Source organism: Cellvibrio sp. UBA7671, from assembly GCA_002483145.1.
In the GTDB taxonomy this organism is placed as follows: Bacteria; Pseudomonadota; Gammaproteobacteria; order Pseudomonadales; family Cellvibrionaceae; genus Cellvibrio; species Cellvibrio fibrivorans.
On the sequence record DLHJ01000003.1, the window covers coordinates 370,971 to 393,108 of the forward strand.

The 22,138-nt window shown below is 49.0% G+C and carries 16 protein-coding genes and 1 tRNA gene; 9 read left to right on the forward strand and 8 right to left on the reverse strand.

Translation table 11 applies throughout. From position 1 onward, the window contains the following. The first annotated feature begins 14 nt into the window (after positions 1 to 14). From B4E62_RS04135 to ychF, 8 genes are all read left to right on the forward strand, one after another. Complete coding sequence (locus tag B4E62_RS04135) at positions 15 to 1,733, forward strand: tetratricopeptide repeat protein (RefSeq protein ID WP_331351167.1); 1,719 nt, start codon at positions 15 to 17, stop codon at positions 1,731 to 1,733. Continuing rightward, positions 1,730 to 2,341, forward strand: coding sequence for a lipoprotein insertase outer membrane protein LolB (gene lolB, locus B4E62_RS04140; RefSeq protein WP_331351168.1), 612 nt, complete (start codon positions 1,730 to 1,732; stop codon positions 2,339 to 2,341). The genes B4E62_RS04135 and lolB overlap by 4 nt, the downstream gene beginning before the upstream one ends. Beyond that, the gene (gene ispE / locus B4E62_RS04145; protein ID WP_331351169.1) at positions 2,338 to 3,183 is read left to right on the forward strand and encodes a 4-(cytidine 5'-diphospho)-2-C-methyl-D-erythritol kinase; all 846 of its coding nucleotides are present in this window, start codon (positions 2,338 to 2,340) and stop codon (positions 3,181 to 3,183) included. The genes lolB and ispE overlap by 4 nt, the downstream gene beginning before the upstream one ends. A 25-nt stretch (positions 3,184 to 3,208) precedes the next feature. Further along, positions 3,209 to 3,283, forward strand: a tRNA-Gln gene (locus tag B4E62_RS04150). A 240-nt stretch (positions 3,284 to 3,523) separates the two neighbouring features. Then, positions 3,524 to 4,465 carry a ribose-phosphate pyrophosphokinase gene (locus tag B4E62_RS04155; protein ID WP_310072892.1) on the forward strand — a complete coding sequence of 314 codons (942 nt, stop codon included), beginning with the start codon at positions 3,524 to 3,526 and terminating at the stop codon, positions 4,463 to 4,465. A 130-nt stretch (positions 4,466 to 4,595) separates the two neighbouring features. Then, on the forward strand, positions 4,596 to 5,204 hold the full coding sequence (locus B4E62_RS04160) for a 50S ribosomal protein L25/general stress protein Ctc (RefSeq protein WP_310072895.1): 609 nt from the start codon (positions 4,596 to 4,598) through the stop codon (positions 5,202 to 5,204). 146 nt (positions 5,205 to 5,350) lie between these two features. Then, a complete protein-coding gene (gene pth, locus B4E62_RS04165; protein ID WP_310072897.1) occupies positions 5,351 to 5,944 on the forward strand; it encodes an aminoacyl-tRNA hydrolase in 594 nt (197 codons plus the stop codon). 110 nt (positions 5,945 to 6,054) lie between these two features. Further along, positions 6,055 to 7,146, forward strand: a complete 1,092-nt coding sequence (gene ychF, locus B4E62_RS04170; protein WP_310072899.1) for a redox-regulated ATPase YchF — start codon at positions 6,055 to 6,057, stop codon at positions 7,144 to 7,146. Positions 7,147 to 7,580: 434 nt separating this feature from the next. Here ychF and secD read toward each other — a convergent pair whose 3' ends face one another. Together secD and B4E62_RS04180 are read right to left on the reverse strand one after the other, a co-directional pair. After that, positions 7,581 to 9,887, reverse strand: a complete 2,307-nt coding sequence (gene secD / locus B4E62_RS04175; protein ID WP_331351170.1) for a protein translocase subunit SecD — start codon at positions 9,885 to 9,887, stop codon at positions 7,581 to 7,583. Between the two features lie 89 nt (positions 9,888 to 9,976). After that, positions 9,977 to 10,378: a hypothetical protein gene (locus tag B4E62_RS04180; RefSeq protein ID WP_331351171.1), complete on the reverse strand. Its 402-nt coding sequence runs from the start codon at positions 10,376 to 10,378 to the stop codon at positions 9,977 to 9,979. 360 nt (positions 10,379 to 10,738) lie between these two features. Between B4E62_RS04180 and B4E62_RS04185 the strand changes: the two genes are divergently transcribed. After that, positions 10,739 to 12,334: a hypothetical protein gene (locus B4E62_RS04185; protein ID WP_331351172.1), complete on the forward strand. Its 1,596-nt coding sequence runs from the start codon at positions 10,739 to 10,741 to the stop codon at positions 12,332 to 12,334. 104 nt (positions 12,335 to 12,438) lie between these two features. Here the strand turns inward: B4E62_RS04185 and B4E62_RS04190 are convergent, their stop codons facing one another. The 6 genes from B4E62_RS04190 to B4E62_RS04215 all read right to left on the reverse strand — a co-directional run bounded on the left by B4E62_RS04190 (position 12,439) and on the right by B4E62_RS04215 (position 22,138). Further along, positions 12,439 to 13,761 (reverse strand): glycoside hydrolase family 19 protein, encoded by a 1,323-nt coding sequence (locus B4E62_RS04190; RefSeq protein WP_331351173.1) that lies wholly within the window; start codon positions 13,759 to 13,761, stop codon positions 12,439 to 12,441. Between the two features lie 194 nt (positions 13,762 to 13,955). Next, positions 13,956 to 15,251, reverse strand: a complete 1,296-nt coding sequence (locus B4E62_RS04195) for a glycosyltransferase (protein ID WP_331351174.1) — start codon at positions 15,249 to 15,251, stop codon at positions 13,956 to 13,958. After that, positions 15,251 to 16,522, reverse strand: coding sequence for a TIGR03862 family flavoprotein (locus B4E62_RS04200; protein WP_331351175.1), 1,272 nt, complete (start codon positions 16,520 to 16,522; stop codon positions 15,251 to 15,253). The genes B4E62_RS04195 and B4E62_RS04200 overlap by 1 nt, the downstream gene beginning before the upstream one ends. 202 nt (positions 16,523 to 16,724) lie before the next feature. Then, complete coding sequence (locus tag B4E62_RS04205; RefSeq protein ID WP_331351176.1) at positions 16,725 to 18,701, reverse strand: sialate O-acetylesterase; 1,977 nt, start codon at positions 18,699 to 18,701, stop codon at positions 16,725 to 16,727. Positions 18,702 to 18,869: 168 nt separating this feature from the next. After that, on the reverse strand, positions 18,870 to 19,175 hold the full coding sequence (locus B4E62_RS04210) for a DUF3144 domain-containing protein (protein WP_310072909.1): 306 nt from the start codon (positions 19,173 to 19,175) through the stop codon (positions 18,870 to 18,872). 119 nt (positions 19,176 to 19,294) lie between these two features. Further along, positions 19,295 to 22,138 (reverse strand): insulinase family protein, encoded by a 2,844-nt coding sequence (locus B4E62_RS04215; protein ID WP_331351177.1) that lies wholly within the window; start codon positions 22,136 to 22,138, stop codon positions 19,295 to 19,297.

Here is a 22,138-nt window from a genome sequence, read left to right on the forward strand (position 1 = left end):
GTTACCGGTCGCGCATGATCAAACTCCGCCCTATTATCCTGTCGAGCATGACCCTTTACTGGGTACTGAGCGGTTGCAGCCTGCAATCGGCGCGCACAGTGGCGGCACCTGAACCCCAGCCGGAAATCCTTATCCAGACACCGGCTAAGCCCTTTCCCACCGAGACACTCTATTCGCTGCTCACCGCTGAAATCGCCGGCAGCCGCGCGCAATATGACCTGGCACTGAGCAATTATGTACAGCAGGCACGCGAGACGCGCGACCCGCAGATCGCCGAGCGCGCCACTATGATCGCGCGCTATCTGGGCAACAATTCGGTGGCGTTGGAAATGGTACAGATCTGGGTCAAAGCCGCCCCACACAATAAAGATGCGCTCGCCAACACCTCCATGGCCTATATGCAAGCTGGCCAGTTGCGCGAGGCCTTTGAGTTTTCGCGCCGTCTGCAAGATGAAGGCGGTGAACCCCTGTTCCAGAATATTGCCGCCAATGCTGCGAGTCTGGACGATATTCAACGCGCACTGTTACTAAACGATTTTGTCACCGAGCTGCAAAGCCATCCAGAGGATGAGCAGCTGATGGTCGGCACGGGCATACTGCTCCAGCAACAGGGCAAATATGATGAGGCTATGAACCTCACCCATCAGGCGCTTAAAATCCATCCGCGCAGTATTCCCGCTGCCATACTGGAAGCCAATTTGTTGCATCAGTTAAAACGCGACCAGGAAGCGATTGCCAAAATGGCCGCACTACTGGAGTTTTATCCGGACAACACCAGCCTGCGCCAGCAGTACGCGCGCATTCTTACCCATCACGATATGGAATTGGCGCAGGAGCAATTTACGATTCTCACCAAGCAGTTGCCGGGCAATGGCGATATGTTGCTGTCACTGGGGATTATCGCGCTGGAGCGCAAAGATACCGAAACCGCCCGCAAAACCTTTGAAGAGCTATTGGATCGCGACCTGCACATCTCTACCGCCCACTATTATTTAGGGCGCATGGCCGACGCGCGCAACGACCTGCCCGAGGCCATCATTCATTATCTACAAGTGGAAAGCGGTAACGACTTTCTCTCTGCTACCATCAATCTGCTGGATATATTTGTGCGCCAGGAAGATTTCCTCAGTGCTCAACAGCATATGAATCGCCTGCGTTTGCGCTTCCCCGACCAAAGCGAAGCGCTCTATGTACTACACGGCCAGACACTGGTAAAACACAATTACCTACTGGAAGCCGACGTTGTATTCAGCGAAGGCCTGAACAATTTCACCACCAGCACTCGCCTGTTGTTTGCGCGCGCCATGCTCAATAACCAGCGCAAACGCATCGCCGCCGCCGAGCGCGATCTGCGCCAGATATTGAAACAGCAGCCGGATAATATCGCCGCGCTCAACTCGCTTGGTTACATACTGGCTGATCGCACGCAGCGTTTTGATGAAGCGCGGGTATTGCTGGAAAAAGCACTCAAACTCAAACCGGACGATGCGGCCATCATGGATTCCATGGGCTGGCTGCAGTATCGCACCGGTAAATACCCCGAGGCACTGGAGCTGTTGCAAAGGGCATTTGCTGCCAGCCCCAATGCTGAAATCAGCGCCCATCTGGGTGAGATTTTGTGGATGCTGGGCAATAAAGAGGAGGCGCGCCGGGTGTGGCAAGCAGGGATAAAACTGACCCCCAATGACCCGGTAATCCAGGAAACCCTCAACCGCCTCAAGGCCGATTTATGATGCAATACCGTTTTCTTCTCATAGTGTCACTGCTGTTTATCAGTGGATGCGTGCACCGAGGTTCGCTAACACCCCCACAAGATGTCTTGGAGCACCAGCGGCAGGTGCAGGCGATTGCTGATTGGCAACTGACCGGGAAATTGGGTATTCGTACCAGTGCCGACAGCGGCAGTGCGAGCGTCAAATGGGCACAACAACTCGCCAGCTACCAAATCAACCTCAGCGGTCCGCTGGGGCAAAAAAGCATGATCATCACCGGCACGCCCGAGAAAGTGCGCCTCGAACAAACCGGTGAACCAGTGCAAGAAGCCAAAACTGCCGAGGCGCTGATCAAAAAATCTGCCGGTTGGACCCTACCCGTTGCACAGCTCGCCTACTGGGTGCGCGGCGTGCCGGCGCCCAAGTTGCGTATTACCCAACTACAACAAAATGAAACTGGATTAATCGCTCAGTTGATTCAAGGTGGTTGGAGCATTTATTACAGCAACTACCGCGATCAAACCTTCAACGGCATTAATTTACCGCTGCCAGGAAAAATCACCGCCGAATATAAAGATGTGCGCTTGGTATTGGTGATCCGGGATTGGCGCTTGGGAGCCGCGCAATGACCAGTCTGACGCTCCTATCGCCCGCCAAACTCAATTTGTTTTTGCACATTACTGGCCGCCGTCCCGATGGCTACCACAACCTGCAAACCCTGTTTCAACTGCTCGATTACGGCGACACTTTGTCATTTAACACCCGCATCGATGGTGAAATCACACTTGCACCGGAATTGCCCGGGGTCACTTTTGAGCACAACCTAATCATCAAAGCAGCGCGTGCGCTTGAACCCTACAAATCCGCCCACGCCGGTATTGATATCCACCTTGAAAAACGCCTGCCGATGGGCGGTGGTATTGGTGGCGGCAGTAGTAATGCGGCCACCACATTAGTTGCACTCAACCATTTATGGGGTTGTGGCCTGAGCAAAAGCCAGCTGCAAACAATTGGTTTACAGCTCGGTGCCGATGTCCCGGTGTTTATCAATGCCCAAACTGCCTGGGCGGAAGGTGTGGGCGAAGAGTTACAAGCTATTGAAATGCAGCCAAAATGGTTTCTGGTTATACAACCTGATTGCCATGTATCCACTGCTGAAATTTTTTCTCACAAAGATTTGACAAGAGATACTTCGGCCATTAAAGTGGCGGCCTTCCTTGAGCGGGGTGGTCAAAACGACTGCGAAGCCTTGGTGAGAAAGCTCTATCCGCAAGTCGATAACGCACTCATCTGGCTCCAAAATTTTGATCGCAACGCGCGAATGACGGGAACCGGAGCCTGCGTATTTGCAAGTTTCGCGTCGGCAGAAGAAGCACTTAACGTGCAGGCACAATTGCCCAAATATCTGCCCGGTTTTGTAGCCCAAGGTGTAAATCAATCGCCTCTCTACAAACTGCTTCCGTCACGCTAATCAAGAACTGTGTTTTTAACACAATAGGGGCGTCGCCAAGTGGTAAGGCAGCGGGTTTTGATCCCGCCATTCGTAGGTTCGAGTCCTTCCGCCCCTGCCATCTATTTTCAGTCATTGTTTCAGGTGTGTTCACAATTTAAATCGCACCACTAACACGAATCCTAAACGATGACTATTCTGATTAATTCCCTTTTGATACAGCTCAATCCGCGCAGCATCCTAAAATTTCCTAGGGTAAAAAACGCTGCTTTGCGCAGACAGACTTTTTACAGAGAGAAAATATCGGCTCTGGCATTTAACCACCAGCAATCACCCCAGCCATCACCAAAAGGTATCTGACGTGACTGACTTAATGGTCTTTACCGGCAACGCAAACCCCGATCTCGCTAAAAAGATTGTGGATCACTTAGGCATGCCACTTGGCAATGTTTCCGTGTCGCAATTTTCCGATGGCGAAATCGCCGTCGAGCTGCACGATAACGTGCGCGGCCGCGATGTGTTTGTAGTCCAGTCAACTTGCGCACCGACTAACGACAACCTGATGGAATTGATTGTGATGGTGGACGCCCTGCGTCGCGCCTCCGCTGGCCGTATCACCGCCGTGGTGCCCTACTTCGGCTACGCCCGCCAGGATCGCCGCGTACGTTCAGCGCGTGTACCCATCACCGCAAAAGTAGTCGCCGACATGATGGTTGGCGTAGGTGTTGACCGCGTGCTCACTGTTGACCTGCACGCGGAGCAGATCCAGGGTTTCTTTGATGTACCAGTAGATAACGTCTACGGCTCACCCGTGTTACTGGAAGATATAGAAGCGCAAAAATTTGAAGACCTGATTGTAGTGTCACCCGATATCGGCGGCGTAGTGCGCGCCCGTGCGGTAGCTAAACAATTGGGCATAGATCTGGCGATTATCGATAAACGCCGCCCGCGCGCAAATGTTGCGGAAGTGATGCATATTATCGGTGAAATTGAAGGCCGCACCTGCCTGTTGGTGGATGACATTATCGACACCGCCGGCACCCTGTGCAGCGCCGCCAAAGCACTGAAAGCGCAGGGCGCCAAGAAAGTCGTCGCCTACTGTACTCACCCGGTGCTATCGGGCAAGGCGATTGAAAACCTGAACAACTCCGAGCTGGATCAACTGGTCGTTGCCGACTCAATCCCGCTCAGCCAGGCCGCCAAAGACTGCCCACGCATCCGCAGCCTCACGCTGTCGAAAATGCTCGCCGAAGCCATGCGCCGCCTGAGCAATGAAGAATCCCTGAGCGCGATGTTCCGCTAGGAACCCTTTAAAAGGTTCCGCTAGTCGGAGCATTACTCTCGGTAAACCACCGGAATACATTCTGTACTCTGGTTACTGAAACCCATCAGGTTCTGGTCGCGGATCTGAATGGAAAATTGAGGACGATAAAATGTCTGAAGACTTTAAATTAGATGCAACAGCCCGTAACGATTTAGGGAAAGGTGCGAGCCGCCGCCTGCGTCGTTTGGCAAATCAAGTTCCTGCTGTAATTTACGGCGGCAACGTAGCACCTGCTAGCGTTTCTGTTTCTCACAATGAACTGATGAAGCACTTGGAACACGAAGCTTTCTACTCGCACATCATTAGCTTGAACGTGGACGGCACTGCTCAGGACGTGATCCTGAAAGACGTACAACGTCACCCGTCCAAGCCAGTGGTTTTGCACTTGGACTTCTTGCGTATTGATAAGTCAACCAAGGTACACACTCACGTACCTCTGCACTTCATCAATGAAGCAATCTCCAAAGGCGTGAAAATCCAGGGCGGTAAAGTGGTTCACAACCTTACCCAATTGGACATCATCTGCTTCCCACACCAATTGCCAGAATTCATTGAAGTGGATTTGGCAAACGCAGAAACCGGCACCATCATTCACATTTCTGACCTGAAATTGCCAAGCGGTGTTGTTTCTGCTGACTTGCAAAAAGGTGCAGATCACGATTTGGCAGTTGCCACTCTGGTTAAGCCGAAAGGCGCTGCAGAAGGCGAAGAAGCGTAATTTCTTCCTCACCTTTCAAAAAAGGGCTGACTCTTCGGAGCCAGCCCTTTTTTTATGGCGATGATAAAAGGACAATTCCCAAGCTCAATTCCCAAGTACAATGCGCGCCGCAATAACTATCACCCATTCAAGCATGAGATAGATTCATGGCCAACACTGAAATTCAATTGATTGTCGGCTTGGGCAACCCCGGCAGTGAATATGAGCGCACCCGCCACAATGCCGGAGCCGATTTTGTCGAGGAGTTCGCCCGCTCGCTCGGCGTATCTTTGGTGAATGACAGCAAATATTTCGGCCTCACCGCACGAGTGAATTACCAAGGGCGCGACTTACGCCTACTGATCCCCACCACTTATATGAACCGCAGCGGGCAATCGGTCGGCGCTATGGCGAATTTTTTCAAGATCGAACCAGCCGCGATTCTGGTCGCCCACGACGAACTGGATTTAGCACCTGGCATCGCCCGCTTTAAACAAGGTGGCGGCCACGGCGGCCACAACGGCCTGCGCGATATCATTGCCGCACTCGGCAACAATCCCAATTTCCCGCGCCTGCGCTTGGGTATTGGCCACCCGGGTGTCGCGGCGATGGTCGCCAACTTTGTGCTCAAACGAGCACCCGCCAGCGAACAGGAACTGATTGATGATGCTATCGCCCGCGCCATCAAATGCACTCCTGACGCGCTCAAAGGCGATTGGAATACGGCGATGAAAAACCTGCATACCGATCCCAAAAAGTAGCAGCAAGGGAATGCAGCGCAAACTTCGTCTAATGGGCGCCGAGCATGTATAATCGCGCCCTCTCGATTTTCACCCCTTATTTTCATACCTCTCATTAGCGGAATAGCATCATGGGTTTCAATTGCGGTATCGTCGGCCTGCCCAACGTCGGTAAATCAACACTGTTTAACGCCCTGACCAACGCAGGAATCAGTGCCGAAAACTTTCCCTTCTGCACCATTGAACCCAATGCCGGTATCGTGACCGTACCCGATCCACGCCAGGACAAGCTCGCGGAAATAGTTAAACCCGAGCGCGTTGTCGCCACCACTATGGAATTTATCGATATCGCCGGTATTGTTGCCGGTGCATCGCGCGGCGAAGGCTTGGGCAACAAATTCCTCGCCAACATCCGAGAGACTGATGCCATCGCCCACGTAGTGCGCTGCTTTGACGACGACAACGTGATCCACGTTGCCAACGGTGTAAATCCCGCGGCCGATATCGAAGTGATCAATACCGAACTCGCGCTCGCCGATCTGGAAGCGGTAGACAAAGCCATCAACCGTTACGCCAAATCCGCCAAAGGCGGCGACAAGCACGCTATAGCGATCAAAGCCCTGCTGGAAAAAGTTCAGCCTCACTTGAACGAAGCCAAACCACTGCGCTCGTTCGGTTTGGACAAAGAAGAAGTGGCAATGCTGAAAGAAATCAACTTGCTCACGCTCAAGCCGACCATGTATATCGCCAACGTTGCGGAAGATGGTTTTGAAAATAATCCGCATCTGGATGTTGTGCGCAAAATTGCTGAAGAAGAAAAATCTATCGTCGTACCAATTTGCAATAAATTGGAAGCCGATATCGCCGAACTAGAAGGCGATGACAAAAAAGAATTCCTCGACGAGATGGGCATGGAAGAACCAGGCCTGAACCGCGTCATTCGCGCTGGCTACCAACTACTCGGCCTACAGACTTATTTCACCGCCGGTGTAAAAGAAGTGCGCGCCTGGACAATTCCCGTAGGCGCAACTGCACCGCAAGCGGCTGGCGTGATCCACACCGATTTTGAAAAAGGGTTTATCCGCGCTGAAACAATTTCTTACGAAGACTTTGTGCAATACAAAGGTGAGCAAGGTGCGAAAAATGCCGGTAAGTCGCGCAAAGAAGGTAAGGAATATGTGGTAAAAGATGGGGATGTGCTGCATTTCTTGTTTAACGTCTAATCCCAGTCGAAAGAAGTAAATATCCGTATTCTTTGCTCTTGGTTTTGATTATCCCCCCTATAATTTTCATAGGAGGGATAATCAAATTATAGAGCATTGCTTTATGCATTAAGAAATTCTAAAAATAAAATTATGGCTTATTCTTATAGTGACTATACAGTGTTCGACTTTTATTTCGAGCCCGGTATATACCAATTCAAACTCAATGCTAGCTCTTTTTGATAAGTTTTCTCCCCAGCTACGGTAGCTAAAGTAAAATTCAGTGTAAATTATCGCGTTATTTGTGAAAAAATAAAGTCGATGAGCAGGATGAACTAATATTAGAAACTCTCGTAACGACAATAATTAAAAAAGACACGATGGAAATACCATTCATTTCTGAAAATACATTGAAAAACAGCTACCACTCCCGAAGTGATAGCCATACAAAAGCACTACGGCAATAGATCTAACTCACGCTGTGCTACCTCTGCACTATCGCGCAACTGTGTTTTCCCCTTCCGTATCCGTCGCTCCCCCAGCAACAATAAAATCGGTGCGGCAATTAATATCGATGAGCTGGTGCCGATCACAATACCAAACAACATCGGCAACGAAAAACTCGCAACCGCATTGCCCCCGGCCATCGCCATAGGTAAAAGCGCAAGAAAAGTTGTAACTGAAGTAAATACCGTGCGCGTTAACGTTGAAGTAATACTTTCATTGAGCAATTGCACCAAGGGTTTATTGGGCGTAAGGCGCAGATTTTCGCGGATGCGGTCAAACACCACCACTTTGTCATTTACCGAATAACCAATTAATGCCAGCAATGCCGCTACCGCAGTGAGATTAAATTCCACACCGGCCAACGCAAAAAAACCGATGGTTTTGGTGAGATCCAACGCGAGTGTGAGTGTTGCTGCCAGGGCAAAATGCGATTCAAAACGAATCCATAAATAACCGAGCATACCCAAGCCAGCCAAAATAATCGCGAGAATAGTCGCATCACCAAAATCGCCACTCACACGTGGGCCGACCATTTCTACGCGCGGAAATTTCGCATCCGGCGAGATAGCTAACACAGCTGTTTTAACGGCTTGCACACTGGTGCCGTTCGCCACATCCTCTGCCGACTGCGCTGGCATGCGCACCAGATAATGGCCTTGCGCACCAAACTCCTGGATCGCCAGCTGCGCAGCGCTTTGCTGCTGCAAGCTTTTACGTAAATCCGCCACACCCACATCCGGTGCGCTCACTTCAATTACAGTGCCACCACTAAAATCGACACCGTAATCCAACCCCGGGTTGAAAAATAAAAATACCGATGCAAACGATAATACCGCTGATGCTACCAAACCAAAAAATCGCGCGCGCAAAAACGGAATCGTATTTTCACTGATCCGATCCAGCAACTTAATGCCGGAGATAATCAAAGGTTGCTTACCCAATTTTTCAACACGCCACTCCATCACCAAACGGGTAAACGATATCGCGGTAAACATAGAGATTAATAAGCCCACCGCCATGGTCACCGCAAAACCGCGCACCGGCCCGCTGCCAAATAAAAACAACAAGCTAATCGCAATTAACGAGGTGACATTGGAATCGAGAATGGTGCTGTAGGCGCGCTGGAAACCTGCGCGCAATGCTGCCATGGCAGGTTCACCGCGCCGCGTTTCTTCGCGGATACGCTCGTTGATTAAAATATTCGCATCCACCGCCATGCCGATACTTAAAATAAAACCGGCAATGCCCGGCAGCGTCAATGTCGCACCCAATAAACTCAGCACACCAAAACTCAAACCGATATTCACTGCCAAACCAACACAGGCAATAAAACCCCAGCGACCATAAATGCCCACCATAAAAGCGAGCACTAATAACGCACCGACAATGCCGGTGCTGATGCCCATAGAAATCGCATCGCTGCCCAGATCCGGCCCCACGGTTCGCTCTTCAATGACTTTTAGCGGCGCAGGTAAAGCACCGGCACGCAACAGCAGCGCAAGATCATTTGCACTCGCACTGGTAAACGAACCGCTGATTTCACCACTGCCGCCTTGAATTGCACTGCGAATTACCGGCGCGGTGACTACACGATCATCCAATACAATTGCCAGTGAGCGGCCGATATTGTGTTTGGTCATATCGCCAAAGCGACGTGCGCCTTCGTTGTTCAATTTAAAAGTAACAACAGGTTCGCCGGTTTCTTGATTAAATGCCAAACGCGCATCGCTGATATGTTTTCCCTCCAGCGCTACGCGCTCTTCAAGTTGATAGCGCTCGCTTGGAGTATCGCCTTGTACTGAAATAATTTTCCCAAGCAGCGCCGATTTTTCATTCGCCGCCCAATGAAAAGTCATACGCGCCTTAGTGCCCAACAATTCGCGGATATGTTGCGGATCATTCACGCCCGGCAGTTGCACTAAAATACTGTCGCTGCCCTGCCGCGTAATCATCGGCTCCACCATGCCGGTTTCATCCAGACGGCGGCGCACCACTTCCAAACTTTGTTCAACCGCATCGCGCACTATCTGCTCATGCAACGCGGGGTTTTTATTGGCCACCAATTCACTGGTGTCCACTTCCAATAACAAATGCGAACCACCGCGTAAATCCAAACCCAGTGTTAACTGATTTTGCGTGTACCAATCAGGTAATTTTTGCAAAACAGAATCCGGTAATACATTGGGCAACGCGCTAAGCAGCCCAAACAAAATAATCAGGCCATACACAATAGCCCGCGAAAAACGTGTTTTCATCGCCAATACCCCACCATGCCTAGGCTCGTCACTGTTTTAATGCAGCGAGAGGAAAGCAAAAAAATTAAATTGTTTTTTAACGGAAGTAATTAAACGAGAGGTGGCGCGCGGGAAATATTGAGCGTCTGTAATTGATGAAGAGCGATATGCGGACGTTGTGTAGCATCATGCGACCTTGCCGGCACCAATGGCAACGAGGCAATAATGTCATTCGCTGTTAATGCCCAAATAGGCTCGGGCGGTTCAGCGGACTTGGGCTGATCTTTGTAGCGACTGAAAAAGCGTTTCAGCGTGAATGAATGTTCGCTGTTGGCGTGCAGCGGCATATCCACAGACACCGCACGGCTATTACGCCCGGCATCACTGCTGGAGTAATCCGCTGACGACTCCAAACTCCAACCCGCTAGCAGACACAAAAAGCCAACAACCAAAATCCCGCCCCACAAGAGCCGAATAGTAGATTGTTGCTGCAGGAGTGGTTGGAGTGGCATAAATATCACGGATTGTAGTAATTCATCACATATGGAGCAATATCTGGTACTTTCAAGCCCTCATCCTTGCTCGCCGCAAAAAATAAATTTTCACTTATGAAATATTAACTAGTGATTTAGCACCTAATAAGTAGCGGCTCCACCACATTGGCATCAAAATCCATAGCTTTATAAATTTTTTAATCTGTGCTGATTTTTTTTATGCGTGCAAAAGTCTCACACCAGAAAAACTATTAAGCAAACAACTGCAAAGCAACCAGACTCACCCTAAGCTTGGAAACTCTACCCACAACATGGACGCTGGCAGTGGGTTGACCGCTCGCTGAAAATTCAATTCTGGTTTTATAAAGGCGAAAAGCTATGCAAAAAGTTATTGTTGCACTCCTGGGGCTTCTCAGTTGCTCTGCGCTCGCACTCATTGACACTCGCTTTCCTGAATCGCCCACCTATATGTCAAAAGCGAACATGATTCGCTTTCAATACATGTCCCATGAGGGCGCCCAATGCACGACTGGCATCAACACAAAACTGATATCGCGTGTACCCTATTATGTGTACGCACCCGCTACCGGTATTACGCAAATAAAAACGGGAAAATATGCTGCCGTTATTTTTTTACACGGTATGGGTGAACAAGGGTCATCTGTACTGAATATGTGTTACACACGTGATGATGCTTATTACGCCAGCATCGCCACTAATTTAATAAAAGTAGAAAACCAGGCTGGCGGCCCGGGAGCAGCCATTCTTAACGGCCAATTTATTCCGCAAGAAAATATGGTGGTGATTATTCCACAGTCAATGCAACGCGGGGGATTTTCTACGGATGTGATTCGCCGAGTAATCGCCGATACCACCGTGCAACTGGCAGCAAAAGGGATTGAGCTGGATGCAGACCGCATTTATCTCACAGGATTGAGCATGGGCGGTGGCAGTGTCTTTAACTATATCGCCGCAAACCCCACCCATTTTTCCGCCGCAGTTGCGATAGAAGCGGCCGGTGGAATTGATCCCTGTTTAGTGCGCGCGAATAATGTATCGCTGTGGGGATTTGCAGGCGGCGCATCGGGCAATATGGGAGCGGGAAACTTACGCACCATTATTAACAGTAATACCAGCTGCCCCGAAGCGACCATTGAATATACAAATCCTGCCTATACATGCCGTTACAACAACAAAAGCTGCACATTGTTGTCTGCATTGCGCCCGAATAATTTACGCGCGACCTTTATGCCCAGTAATGGCCACAGCGGTTGGCGAGAAGTTTACAACGGCACTCACAGCGCGCTGCCAGCAACGGAAAAAAATATTTACAACTGGATGTTGTCGCAAAAAAATTCCGATCAGGGAAAACCTTTATTTCCGCTTGACTATGACACTGTATCAAGCAGCAGCGCGGCATCGTCCACTGCCCTGTCATCAACGCCATCATCCGTTCCCACTTCAAGTTCGAGTTCATCGATAGCAAGTACAGCATCATCGATTGCCAGCTCGGTTGCATCAAGTACCAGCTCAACCGCGTCGAGTTCAATTATGTCATCGGCGAATTCTAGCGCGGCAAACGGCGGTACACCCGCACCTATTTTATTATCACCCGCAATGATTCTACCCGGTGCAATAGGTAATGCTTCCGCATTGGTGGACGAACAGAATGCAACTGCACCTACAACTTACTGGTTCGCCGGTTGGTCAACAGCCATTTATCCGGTTGAAGCGATTATTGATTTAGGTCGCGAATATACACTCACCGAAATCACCCTTTACGATGCAAATGGTACAGGTTTAGTGGAATTTTCTGATGGCGACTTATCACACTCACAAGCGGTGATAGTGTCTGATTCTCTAACGCGCTATTTGAAATTTACGAGTTACCCAATCAACCTCACTACGCGCTATTTACGGGTTAAAAAATTCAATGCTGCGAATATGAACGAGGTAAAACTGATGGGTTATTAACGAATAGCTTACTAACGGATAAGTTATCTGTACTCAATTTTATTTTTAAATCGCCAATAAAAAAACGCCGCAAAAATGCGGCGTTTTTTGTTACACCATTAAAATTAACAACCTAAATTATTACCCGCCGTTCCGCCAATAATTTGCAGGATACGGTTGAACTCATTGATCCGGCTTTGTACTTGTGCAGGGTTTCCACCGTTACACTCGATTGCACCGTTGATAGTGCGGATGGTTTCACCGAAACCATAGTTGTTAACAATATTGTCGTGTGCCGGGCGATAACCCGAACCGCTCTGGGTCATCCAGAACCAAAGTGCTGTTTGCCAAGCCACTGTCGCGTTCTGCTCAACAATCTCAGGGTTGCGACGCAAATCCAAACCAAGAGCGGCGCCAGCAGCACAGTAGTTACCGTTATGGCTCAATTGGATAGGACCACGGCCATAATATTGCTTGCCAGGCTCGCATGGACAAGTTGCCAAGTTGCCCCAGTCACTGCAGTACAAGCCGCGCGCAATTTCAGTGACGTGCACAAAGCTGCCAGTCTCATGCGAGAAGTTAGCAAGTGCCGCCGCTGCTTCGCGTTTTTTCAACTGGAGATCACCAGTTCCTGCGAAGGTTGGATAGGTTTTGGTAGCAGCCACTAAACCAGCATAGGTGTAGAAAGGATTGCGGCCCGGGAACATTTGATTAAATTGTGCCTCGCTCACTACTGCCGCAAAACCGGTTCCGGGATTGGTGGTCGATGACACACTTGAACTGGCGCCGGTGCCATTACAACCACTGGTTGGCTCCCAATACCAGGTGCTGACCAACGGATCGTAACCCGGGTTGTCATACTTCGCGCGGAAGGTGCCACCGTTGTAACTAACGGTATTGCCTGCGTAATACATTCTTCCAGCAACCCATACGGCGCAAGTGCCGTTATTACCCGAACTGCTTGATGAATTAGTGCCGCCCGGGCAAGAAGCAACTGGTTCCCAGAACCAGGTACTGATCACCGGATCATAGCCAGGGTTTTCATTCTTCGCACGATAGAAAGCGTTGTTATATCTCACCACCACACCAACGGTGTAGTTGGTACCAGCAGCCCAGTTAGGGCAGTTGCCGCCGGTGCTCGGAGTACTGGATGTTGTGTTAGAAGGAGTGCTTGAGCGAGGCGTTGAACTGGTTGTTGTAGTGCCGCAAGAGCCAAGGTTAATCCAGGCATCGCCCGCTGCCCAACCTGTGCCGGGCGCGTAAGGTCCGCCAACCGTACACCAGCCGCCCACTTTACAGCTAAAAGCACTACCCACGTTTTGCACAATCGCATTGTTATTGTAGGAGCGGCCATCCACATATTGAGCCACGCCGTTACAGTTGTAAGCGTAGGCCTGTGTCGATAAGAGAAGTACGGAAGTCATTCCGAATATTTTTCTGAGGTTCATTTTGCAATCACCCGTCCGGTTTTATTTCCTAAGAGGAAATATTTGATTATTAAAAAGGGTTCATCTACCGAAAAGCAGGCTATGCGCGATGGACAACGTTGTCAAATGATTGGAGAAAACTCGAACGTGGCACTTTTAAAAGATCAAAGTGGGAAGGAGAAGTGCGGATTTATTCAGCGAAAAAGAAAAAAGAATTACTTATTTTTCGCTTCAATCCACTGCCCCATATATTGGGTGCTTTTGTGGGAGTGATGGCGGAGCATTTGGCCGATAAAGTTATCGCCACGCTCGCGTTGAAGATTGTGAAGCAGTTCCGTCAAACGCGTTTGTAACGAGAGGGAGTGATCTGTGCGATGAAAATAATCGCGCAGAATTGCAAAGCCCTGTTGCTGTTTTTGTTGCCACAAGGTTTCATCTTGATAATGCGCAACTGCCGCTGCAACAAATGTTTCAGCACTATCTGCAACCGCCCCGCCCCATAGCAAGCCTCCGTGCATGGACTCAACACCAATAGATGTTGTAATCGAGGGTGTACCGCAGCGCATAGCATCCATCAACTTGCCTTTAATACCTGCACCAAACCGCAGCGGTGCGAGGCAAACGCGCGCGGACTGCATTACTGCCTGTGCATCTGCCGCCCAGCCTTTGACATGAAAGCCTTCTTTCGGATTGTGTAATTGTGTGGCCTTGGGCGGTGGATAAGCGCCATAGATATGTAACTCTGCCTGCGCCATTCCCACCGCAGAAAGTTGCGCGCGGATCATCGGCCACAATTGATGTTTTAACCAAAGCACCGAATCCCAATTGGGTTCATGACGAAAATTGCCGATAGCAATAAAATGTTGCCTCGCTGAAAAACTGTGAGCCGCTTCCGATTCAATTGCAGGCAACGAAAGGAATGGGCAGTAAAAAAGTAATTGGGGGGAAACCGAAAAATAACGCTGCAATAAGTCGATTTCCACTTCAGAAATCATTAGCGATAAATCACAACGAAAAATCGCTGCAACTTCGCGCACTGCCATATCGCCCTTACACATCTGCTGATAGAGCAGTTCGCTGTCGGCGGTGATGGGGGCAACCGATTGTTTTTCTTTTTCACTGCCACAGAGTTTCTGCGCAGATTTTAATAATTGTTGGCGCGCATGGCGCAGGCTGTGCAGATCTTCAGTATCGAGAATTCGCAACGCATCCGGACAAGCTTGCTCAACACGCCAGCCAAATTGTTCTTCAGTAAAAAAGCGATCAAACAACACCAGATTGGGATTTAAATCGCGCACAAACTCATCGAAGCTACTGCAATTTAATGCAATCGACTTTTCGGTAACATCCAAACTGTTTAAATCAAACCGATGTTCGGATAAAGCTGCGGCCGATGCAAATGTCACTTGATAATCCATACGCACAAGCAGCTGCACTAACTCCAACATACGCGTGCCCGCAGCAGATGAAGCAGGTTCCGGCCAGACATAACCCACTACCAATGCGCGCATCAAGTCATGTCCCGCAAATATTTCACCACACCTAAACCAGCCGCGCGCCCGCTGGCAAAACAGCCGGTAAGCAGGTAACCGCCGGTAGGCGCATCCCAATCTAGCATTTCGCCTGCGCAAAACACACCGGGAATTTTCTTGAGCATAAAGGCGGCATCCAATTCTTTTGCAGCAATACCACCGGCACTGCTAATGGCTTCATCAATAGGGCGAGTAGCAGTTAAGGTCAGCGACAATTTTTTCATCGCCATGGCAAGCAGATCCGTATTTTCAAAGGTGTGTTTGGTGGTGAGTTCACGCAACAGGGCAAGTTTGGCAGGCGACAAATTTAATTGCTTGCGTAAAAAATTACTGAGCGAATTTTTCTCGCGCGGCTTATTCAAGCGCTGCACAATTTTATCCAGCGATAAATCCGGCAGCAGATCAATATTCAACAGGGCAGTACCATTTTGCTCCAACTGCTCGCGCAAATATTTTGATAAAGCATAAATACCAGTACCCTCTATACCGTAAGCACTGATAATTGCCTCGGATAAAATACTGCGCGGCATGTTCTGCGCATCAATACAGCTTAATCCAACACCATGCAAAGGCGCACCTGCATGCTGCTCGCGCAACATTTCGCTCCAGGAAACATCAAACCCGCAATTGCTCGGCACCAATTCATTCACGTTGATATTGCGCTCGCGCAGCAAAGGCACCCATGCACCGTCGGAACCCAAACGCTGCCAACTGGCGCCGCCCAAGGCTAAGACCACCGCATCTGCAGTTATCGTTTTGGAGATGACATTTCCGTCTTCCGATGTAGAAAAAATTAACTCTTTATTATTTTCAAAACCCAACCAACGATGGCGCGGATAAAATGTTACACCCAAGCCACGCAGGCGATGCAACCAGGCGCGTAACAGCGGCGCCGCTTTCATATCCGCAGGAAACACGCGGCCAGATGTACCCACAAAGGTTTCAATACCCAAGCCATGCACCCAATGGCGCAACGCAACGGAATCGAATTGCTTGAGCGTATTGATAAACTGTGAATTCGCTGAATAGCGTGCACGAAAATCCTCAGCTGGCTCCGCATGGGTGATATTCATCCCACCCACACCAGCCAATAAAAACTTTCGCCCCACCGAGGGCATTGCATCGTAAACCGATACTCGATGACCTGCAGACGCAATTTCTTCAGCCGCCATTAAACCTGCAGGGCCACCGCCAATAATCACAACCGTTTTGGTTGGGGACGTATCAAAAATATCGAATTGTTTCACCATAAAAAACGCCGATGAGAAAATGATTTCTGCATCGGCGTTTGCTGTTTTTTCCTATTTGAAACGCATAGGTAGCAGCATGGATTCCGGAGTCTTTTTAGAGACCGTTGCCCGCAGGGATGCGGGCAATGAGCCCCCATGGATGGGTTCACGGCGAGTCTCTGAAAAGACTCCCGGAATCCATGCGGCGGGGGCACAGCAAAAACTAATCCAAAACACGAGCCTCAAACGGCGATGCAGGCAGACCGGCGCTATTATACAGATTTGCCCCCTCAGGGTTATCGGCCCATGCATAACGCACCCATTTAGGCTCAGCAACAACATCCGCCCACACCATCAGCTTGTTACCCTTCACCTCCGCCTTGGCCCACACAAACTTTTTATCCGCGCCCGCAAGCGCAATATGCTTTAACTCGCCACCAACCGCTTGCAGCCCCTTACCCACATCCGCAAACGTTAACTCTACTTTATTGCCCTTCGCCTTCACTTTTTTCAGCGATGGCCCGGATGCAAGCAGCGATTTTTTACCATAAGCCACTTTCAACGCGCCCAACGCCAAACGTTCACCCACTTTTTGTTTATCCAGCGGATGTATATCGTTCCATTCACCCGCATCAATCGCCACCGCCATCGCCGTATTTTTTACCGCGAGTGTTTTACGCTGTGCCTCACGCAATTCAGCCCATCCACTCTCACCCGGTTGACTCGCAGCAGGAAGGAAATTGGCTAATTGAGCATAGATAAAAGGCAAATCGGATTGTTGGAATTGTTTGCGCCAATCGCCAATTAAATCCGTCATTAATTGGTGATATTCCGCTGCGCGATCTACGTTGGATTCGCCCTGATACCAAATTACGCCTTTTATTTTTAGCGGCAATGCAGGCGCCAGTTTTGCGTTAAATAATGACGATGGAAGATAATGCAAAGTCGTACCCGGTTGCATAGCGCCCGCAGTGGCGGCGATCCGATACTGCCACTCACCGCGCAATGAAACTTCTTCATCACCTGAATAAGCCGCACCAAATTTACTTTCGCCGAACATCAGCGCGTAGCGTTTATCTTTTACAAAACCGGCATTAGCGGAATAACTGGTTACACGAATAGCGATGCTATTTTTACCGGATTTTAACAGTCCCGCAGGCACCGCATAAATACGTGGAGGATATTGATACCCCGTTTGCCCAACCGCTTGCCCATTCACGAAGACCTGGTCGCCATCGACAATGCAACCCAACCAGAGCACCGCTTTTTTTTCGACTTGAGCTTGCGTCAGCTCGACGGTTTTACGCACCCAGAATGCACCATTAGTAAAATCGATGCCCTGCTCTTTTAAAAATCCCGGCACTTGCAATGTTTTCCACGCGCTGGTATCGAGCTTTTCTTGCGACCAATTATTTTTCAATCCAATGTCAGCAGCTCCCAAATCACCATACCATTTGTCGCTATTGGCTTCGTCTTTAGCGATAGTCGCCTGCACATGGGCATCATCTTTAAACGGTTGCAGCTTCTGCAAATATTGCGGATATTTTTGTAACACGGATTCGCTCACCCAAGCCTCTGCCGGTGAACCGCCAACAGGAAGCGTGATGATACCCACCGGTACTTGATTTTCCGCCAATAATTTTTGTGCGAAGAAAAATCCTACCGCAGAAAAATTTTCCAAATTTTCCGGCGTCGCCATTTTCCAATCGCCTTGGGTGAAATCGCTCAAGGGACCTTTAAAGGCATAAGTAACAGGCACATTAAATTCGCGGATGTTGGGCTGCCGTGTAGTTTCAATCAGCCCCGGATATTGGTATCTCACACGGCGCAAAGGCAATTCCATATTGGACTGACCCGATGCAACCCACAGATCACCCAGCAAAATATTGCTGCGCTTAAGCTGATTCTTCTCACCCATCACCACTAACTCATAAGGTCCACCCGCTTTGCGCGAGGGAAACGTCACTTGCCATTTACCATCGACGGCCTGGGTTGATTTTTGCTTACCTGCAAAACTCACGGTCACCTTCTCGCCTTCAGCCGCCCAACCCCAAATCGTTAAAGGTTTATCGCGCTGGAGAATCGCACCGTCATTTAACAGGCGCGGCAAAGTGACATCGGCAAAAGCATTGGAAATAGAGAGTAAAGAAAGGCAAATCAGCTGCAACAGCTGCAAATAAACGGCTCGTGGGTTTCTCATAAGTAGTGGCTTTTATGGTTATTGGAGGATAATCAGAAAACAATCAATATACTTGTATACAAGAAAAAGATAAACACACATTATTTCCGCATGCACCAGTTTTACACATATTTATTTGGACAAATAACAAAAAAGCAGCCGAAGCTGCTTTTTCAATACCAAACCGATCTATTCTTCCGGCAACTCCCTGTTGCCAATTAAGGCGGTGTAATTCTCGCGGTAATCTTCCATATGTTCTTTAAGGAAATCGCGGTAACGGCCAGACAAATAATTCGTTGTGCCTTCCACGTCTTCAGCAAACTCATTTTTATCGAGCGAGCTTTGGGCGACGACGAAGGCATTAAAGCGCGCTGCCGCATTCATAAGCGCGGCGCTGACAATACCGGGGTCAGCATCTTCGCAGGCGTCATTGGCCTGCTCGATAAATTTTTCAACCAACTCCCAGAACAGATCGTCGTCGTTTTTGTCGCTCATGGTTCACTCGCTAAAATTAAATAAGATTTCTATTTTAATCCAATAATCCCCGAATCCAATAGTCCCTGCAAATACATTGCAGGGACTATGTCAGAGTTATAACAAATGCTCTGGCAGGATTATTTTGCCAGTGCAAAAGGTTTTGCTTTGAAGTTGGTACCGCGCAATTGAAGGAGCGCTTTGCCCACTTTATCGCTGAGCAATAATTGTTCGTAGATTTTAACCAAATCGTCTTTAGTGACTTTTCGCAGCGAGGCCAAATAACGATCGCGAGCGTCAAATTGATATTTACCATGCCAGAATTCGCCTGTGTAGAGACCGGCTTCAGCATAAAAATCCGTTGGCTTTTGCAGCACATTAGCAATCATTGCCTGTTTGGCCTGTTCGATTTCCGCTGCATCAGTGGCTTTTAATTTGGCCAGATATTCGGTGCGGAATTTATCCATACGCGCTTTAATGCCAGGCAAATCCGTATTGGAACTTTGTACCAACATCACAAAGCCGGGAATGTCATCGACCGGATAATTAAAGCTGGTGACCACATAACCCAATTGTTCATGGGTACGCAACTGCATAAAAAAGTCATTGCTGAACAGCGAATTTAATACCGCCAATTGCGCCTGTTCATCATCAGATTTTTTACTGCCAAACCAGGCTTGCAAAACCGCGCTATCAGCCAGCTCAACATCATCGCTGAAGTTAATAGCCTTGCCGGGTGCAGGAGTCACATATTGATTGACTACACGCTGCGCCGGTGTACGAGTGCCGGGAAGAATCGCAGCCGCTGCCAAAGCCATTTCTTTTATTTGCGCGTCGGTGTAATTGCCCACCGCAAAAATGCGCAACAGTGGATCGCGTTTAATGGCGGCATGATAAGCAACTACATCGGCTTTGCTAATTGTTTTTGCGGCGGTAAGCAGCTGCTCATCGGTCCATTGCACTTTACTGGTCAAACGCTGGCCGTGGCCAAACAACTGGCGGAACACATGGTTCTTTTCTTTGTTGGCAACATTTTGCTGAAAGCTATCCAGCGCTTCATTAAACGCTTTATCGCTAATATCCAACGTGGAAAATTCTTTCAGCATTTGCGTTAACAGCAATGGATGTTTAGTGGTGTAACCGGAAATGAAAATACCCTGACTATTGGCATCCATCACGGTCGCCGAAACCCCCAGGGATGCGCGCCCGGCGCGATCAGCCAGGGTCATGGTTTGTTTGTTGTAAATATCATTAATCAACGAAGAGAGAACAATCTTTTTGGGCGACTTTAGTGAAAAATCGACATTGATTTGCACTGATACCTGGCCCTTGTCTTCACGATAATGCTCAGCGTGAGTCAGATAAGCTTCTACGCCCGCTTGGCTAACAACCTGATGAGGCTTGAGGTGAAGGTTATCAACAATCGGCGCAGGTTTATCGGTAAATAAATCATTCAGCGGTGGCAAATTAAATTTATGTTTAGCAGCCAATGAATCCCAACGCGCAAATTCTTCGGCACTAATAGAGCGGATTGCATATTTTCCATCAAAGAAGGGTACAGGGGTTTCAGCTTTTTCAGTGGGATTGATGTACCACACCCGGGCGTTGCGCTCGTCCAATTGCGCTAGCAGATTTTTAATTGATTTGGCGTCGTAACGGTCGTAGATGTAATCGGCATTTAATAAATTTTCTACCGGCAAATCGAACTGCAACATAGTCAATTCCACCGCTTGGTCGAGTGGCTCTGACTTGGAGGCGTTGGCAAAATCTTTGGTACGCATGGCTTGCAGTTCGCGGTAGTAATTGGGATTCAAACCATCGCGCTTGATCAGATCGATATAGGAAAAAATCGCCGCGATGATTTCATCCTGCTGTTGCAGCCCCGCATCGGTTAACTCTGCTTGCACGCGCAAGAAGCCATCGGGGCCATAACCCTCTGCGTCGATATAGGCGGTAATCATTTTTACCAAACCTTTACTGCGCAACTGCTCACCCAAGGTGCCCTGCTCTTCCGAAGTAATTAAATTGCGCACATACTCATTGGGCTTCAAACGCCACTGGTGTTTGTTAGATTTCACTGGAAAATCCACATAGAGTGCTTTCAATTCTTTAATCGGCTTATAGTGAATGCTCTTGCCCATTTCGGTTTTGGTTAAACCCGGCACAGTAACTTCAGGCAAGGTCACATTCTTATTGGGAATTGACGAAAAATGTTTTTCAGCGAGGGCTTTTAATTCAGGCAGGGATTGTTTACCCACCAAAGTCAACTTCATGATATTGGCGGAGTAATAGCTGTTATAAAATTTTTTCATTTCATCTTGCAAAGTTGAACCCGGTTTATCTTTCAATGTATCCAAATTGCCAATGTTAAATTTAGCGGCAGGACTTTCTGGATTGGCGGTAAAACCTTGCAGCGCAAATAAATTCCAGCCGTCTTGCGCTTTTTGCAGCGACCACTCGTTGTTAACCGCATTGCGCTCTTTATCACTGAAATGCGGATCAAAGGTCGGCTTCTTAAAATAGTCGCTAAAACGATCCAAAGCCTCATCAAACTTTCCGGCATTAATCTGGAATAAATAATTGGTTTTATCATACGCAGTAAAGGCGTTGGTCATACCACCATTAGCCTGGGTGTACTTCATAAAGCCGTCGGGCTCAGGAAATTTCTCCGTTCCCAAAAACAACATATGCTCAAGATAGTGCGCCAAACCCAATTGCGTTTTAGGGTCATGTGCACTGCCCACGCCCACGGCAATCGACGCAGCAGAATTTTCCAATGTCGGGTCAGAGACCAAAACCACCTGCAAACCATTAGGCAACAAAAGCGCCGAATACTGGCGATCATCATTAGGGCTCTTAATGATGGTGACTTGTTCAAGGTTTTGTACTGCAGGCTTGGAGCTGCTGGTGGATTGGCAGCCCACCAAACTGATTCCGCCCAGCAACAGCAAACTGAAGGCATAGGCCGAGTAGCGCTTTAACAT

Excerpts from the sequence above, each read along its gene's own strand:
- B4E62_RS04135 (WP_331351167.1), top strand. The coding sequence starts at position 15 with ATGATCAAACTCCGCCCTATTATCCTGTCGAGCATGACCCTTTACTGG.
- lolB (WP_331351168.1), top strand. The coding sequence starts at position 1,730 with ATGATGCAATACCGTTTTCTTCTCATAGTGTCACTGCTGTTTATCAGT.
- ispE (WP_331351169.1), top strand. The coding sequence starts at position 2,338 with ATGACCAGTCTGACGCTCCTATCGCCCGCCAAACTCAATTTGTTTTTG.
- B4E62_RS04160 (WP_310072895.1), top strand. The coding sequence starts at position 4,596 with ATGTCTGAAGACTTTAAATTAGATGCAACAGCCCGTAACGATTTAGGG.
- pth (WP_310072897.1), top strand. The coding sequence starts at position 5,351 with ATGGCCAACACTGAAATTCAATTGATTGTCGGCTTGGGCAACCCCGGC.
- ychF (WP_310072899.1), top strand. The coding sequence starts at position 6,055 with ATGGGTTTCAATTGCGGTATCGTCGGCCTGCCCAACGTCGGTAAATCA.
- secD (WP_331351170.1), bottom strand. The coding sequence starts at position 9,887 with ATGAAAACACGTTTTTCGCGGGCTATTGTGTATGGCCTGATTATTTTG.
- B4E62_RS04180 (WP_331351171.1), bottom strand. The coding sequence starts at position 10,378 with ATGCCACTCCAACCACTCCTGCAGCAACAATCTACTATTCGGCTCTTG.
- B4E62_RS04185 (WP_331351172.1), top strand. The coding sequence starts at position 10,739 with ATGCAAAAAGTTATTGTTGCACTCCTGGGGCTTCTCAGTTGCTCTGCG.
- B4E62_RS04190 (WP_331351173.1), bottom strand. The coding sequence starts at position 13,761 with ATGAACCTCAGAAAAATATTCGGAATGACTTCCGTACTTCTCTTATCG.
- B4E62_RS04195 (WP_331351174.1), bottom strand. The coding sequence starts at position 15,251 with ATGCGCGCATTGGTAGTGGGTTATGTCTGGCCGGAACCTGCTTCATCT.
- B4E62_RS04200 (WP_331351175.1), bottom strand. The coding sequence starts at position 16,522 with ATGGTGAAACAATTCGATATTTTTGATACGTCCCCAACCAAAACGGTT.
- B4E62_RS04205 (WP_331351176.1), bottom strand. The coding sequence starts at position 18,701 with ATGAGAAACCCACGAGCCGTTTATTTGCAGCTGTTGCAGCTGATTTGC.
- B4E62_RS04210 (WP_310072909.1), bottom strand. The coding sequence starts at position 19,175 with ATGAGCGACAAAAACGACGACGATCTGTTCTGGGAGTTGGTTGAAAAA.
- B4E62_RS04215 (WP_331351177.1), bottom strand. The coding sequence starts at position 22,138 with ATGTTAAAGCGCTACTCGGCCTATGCCTTCAGTTTGCTGTTGCTGGGC.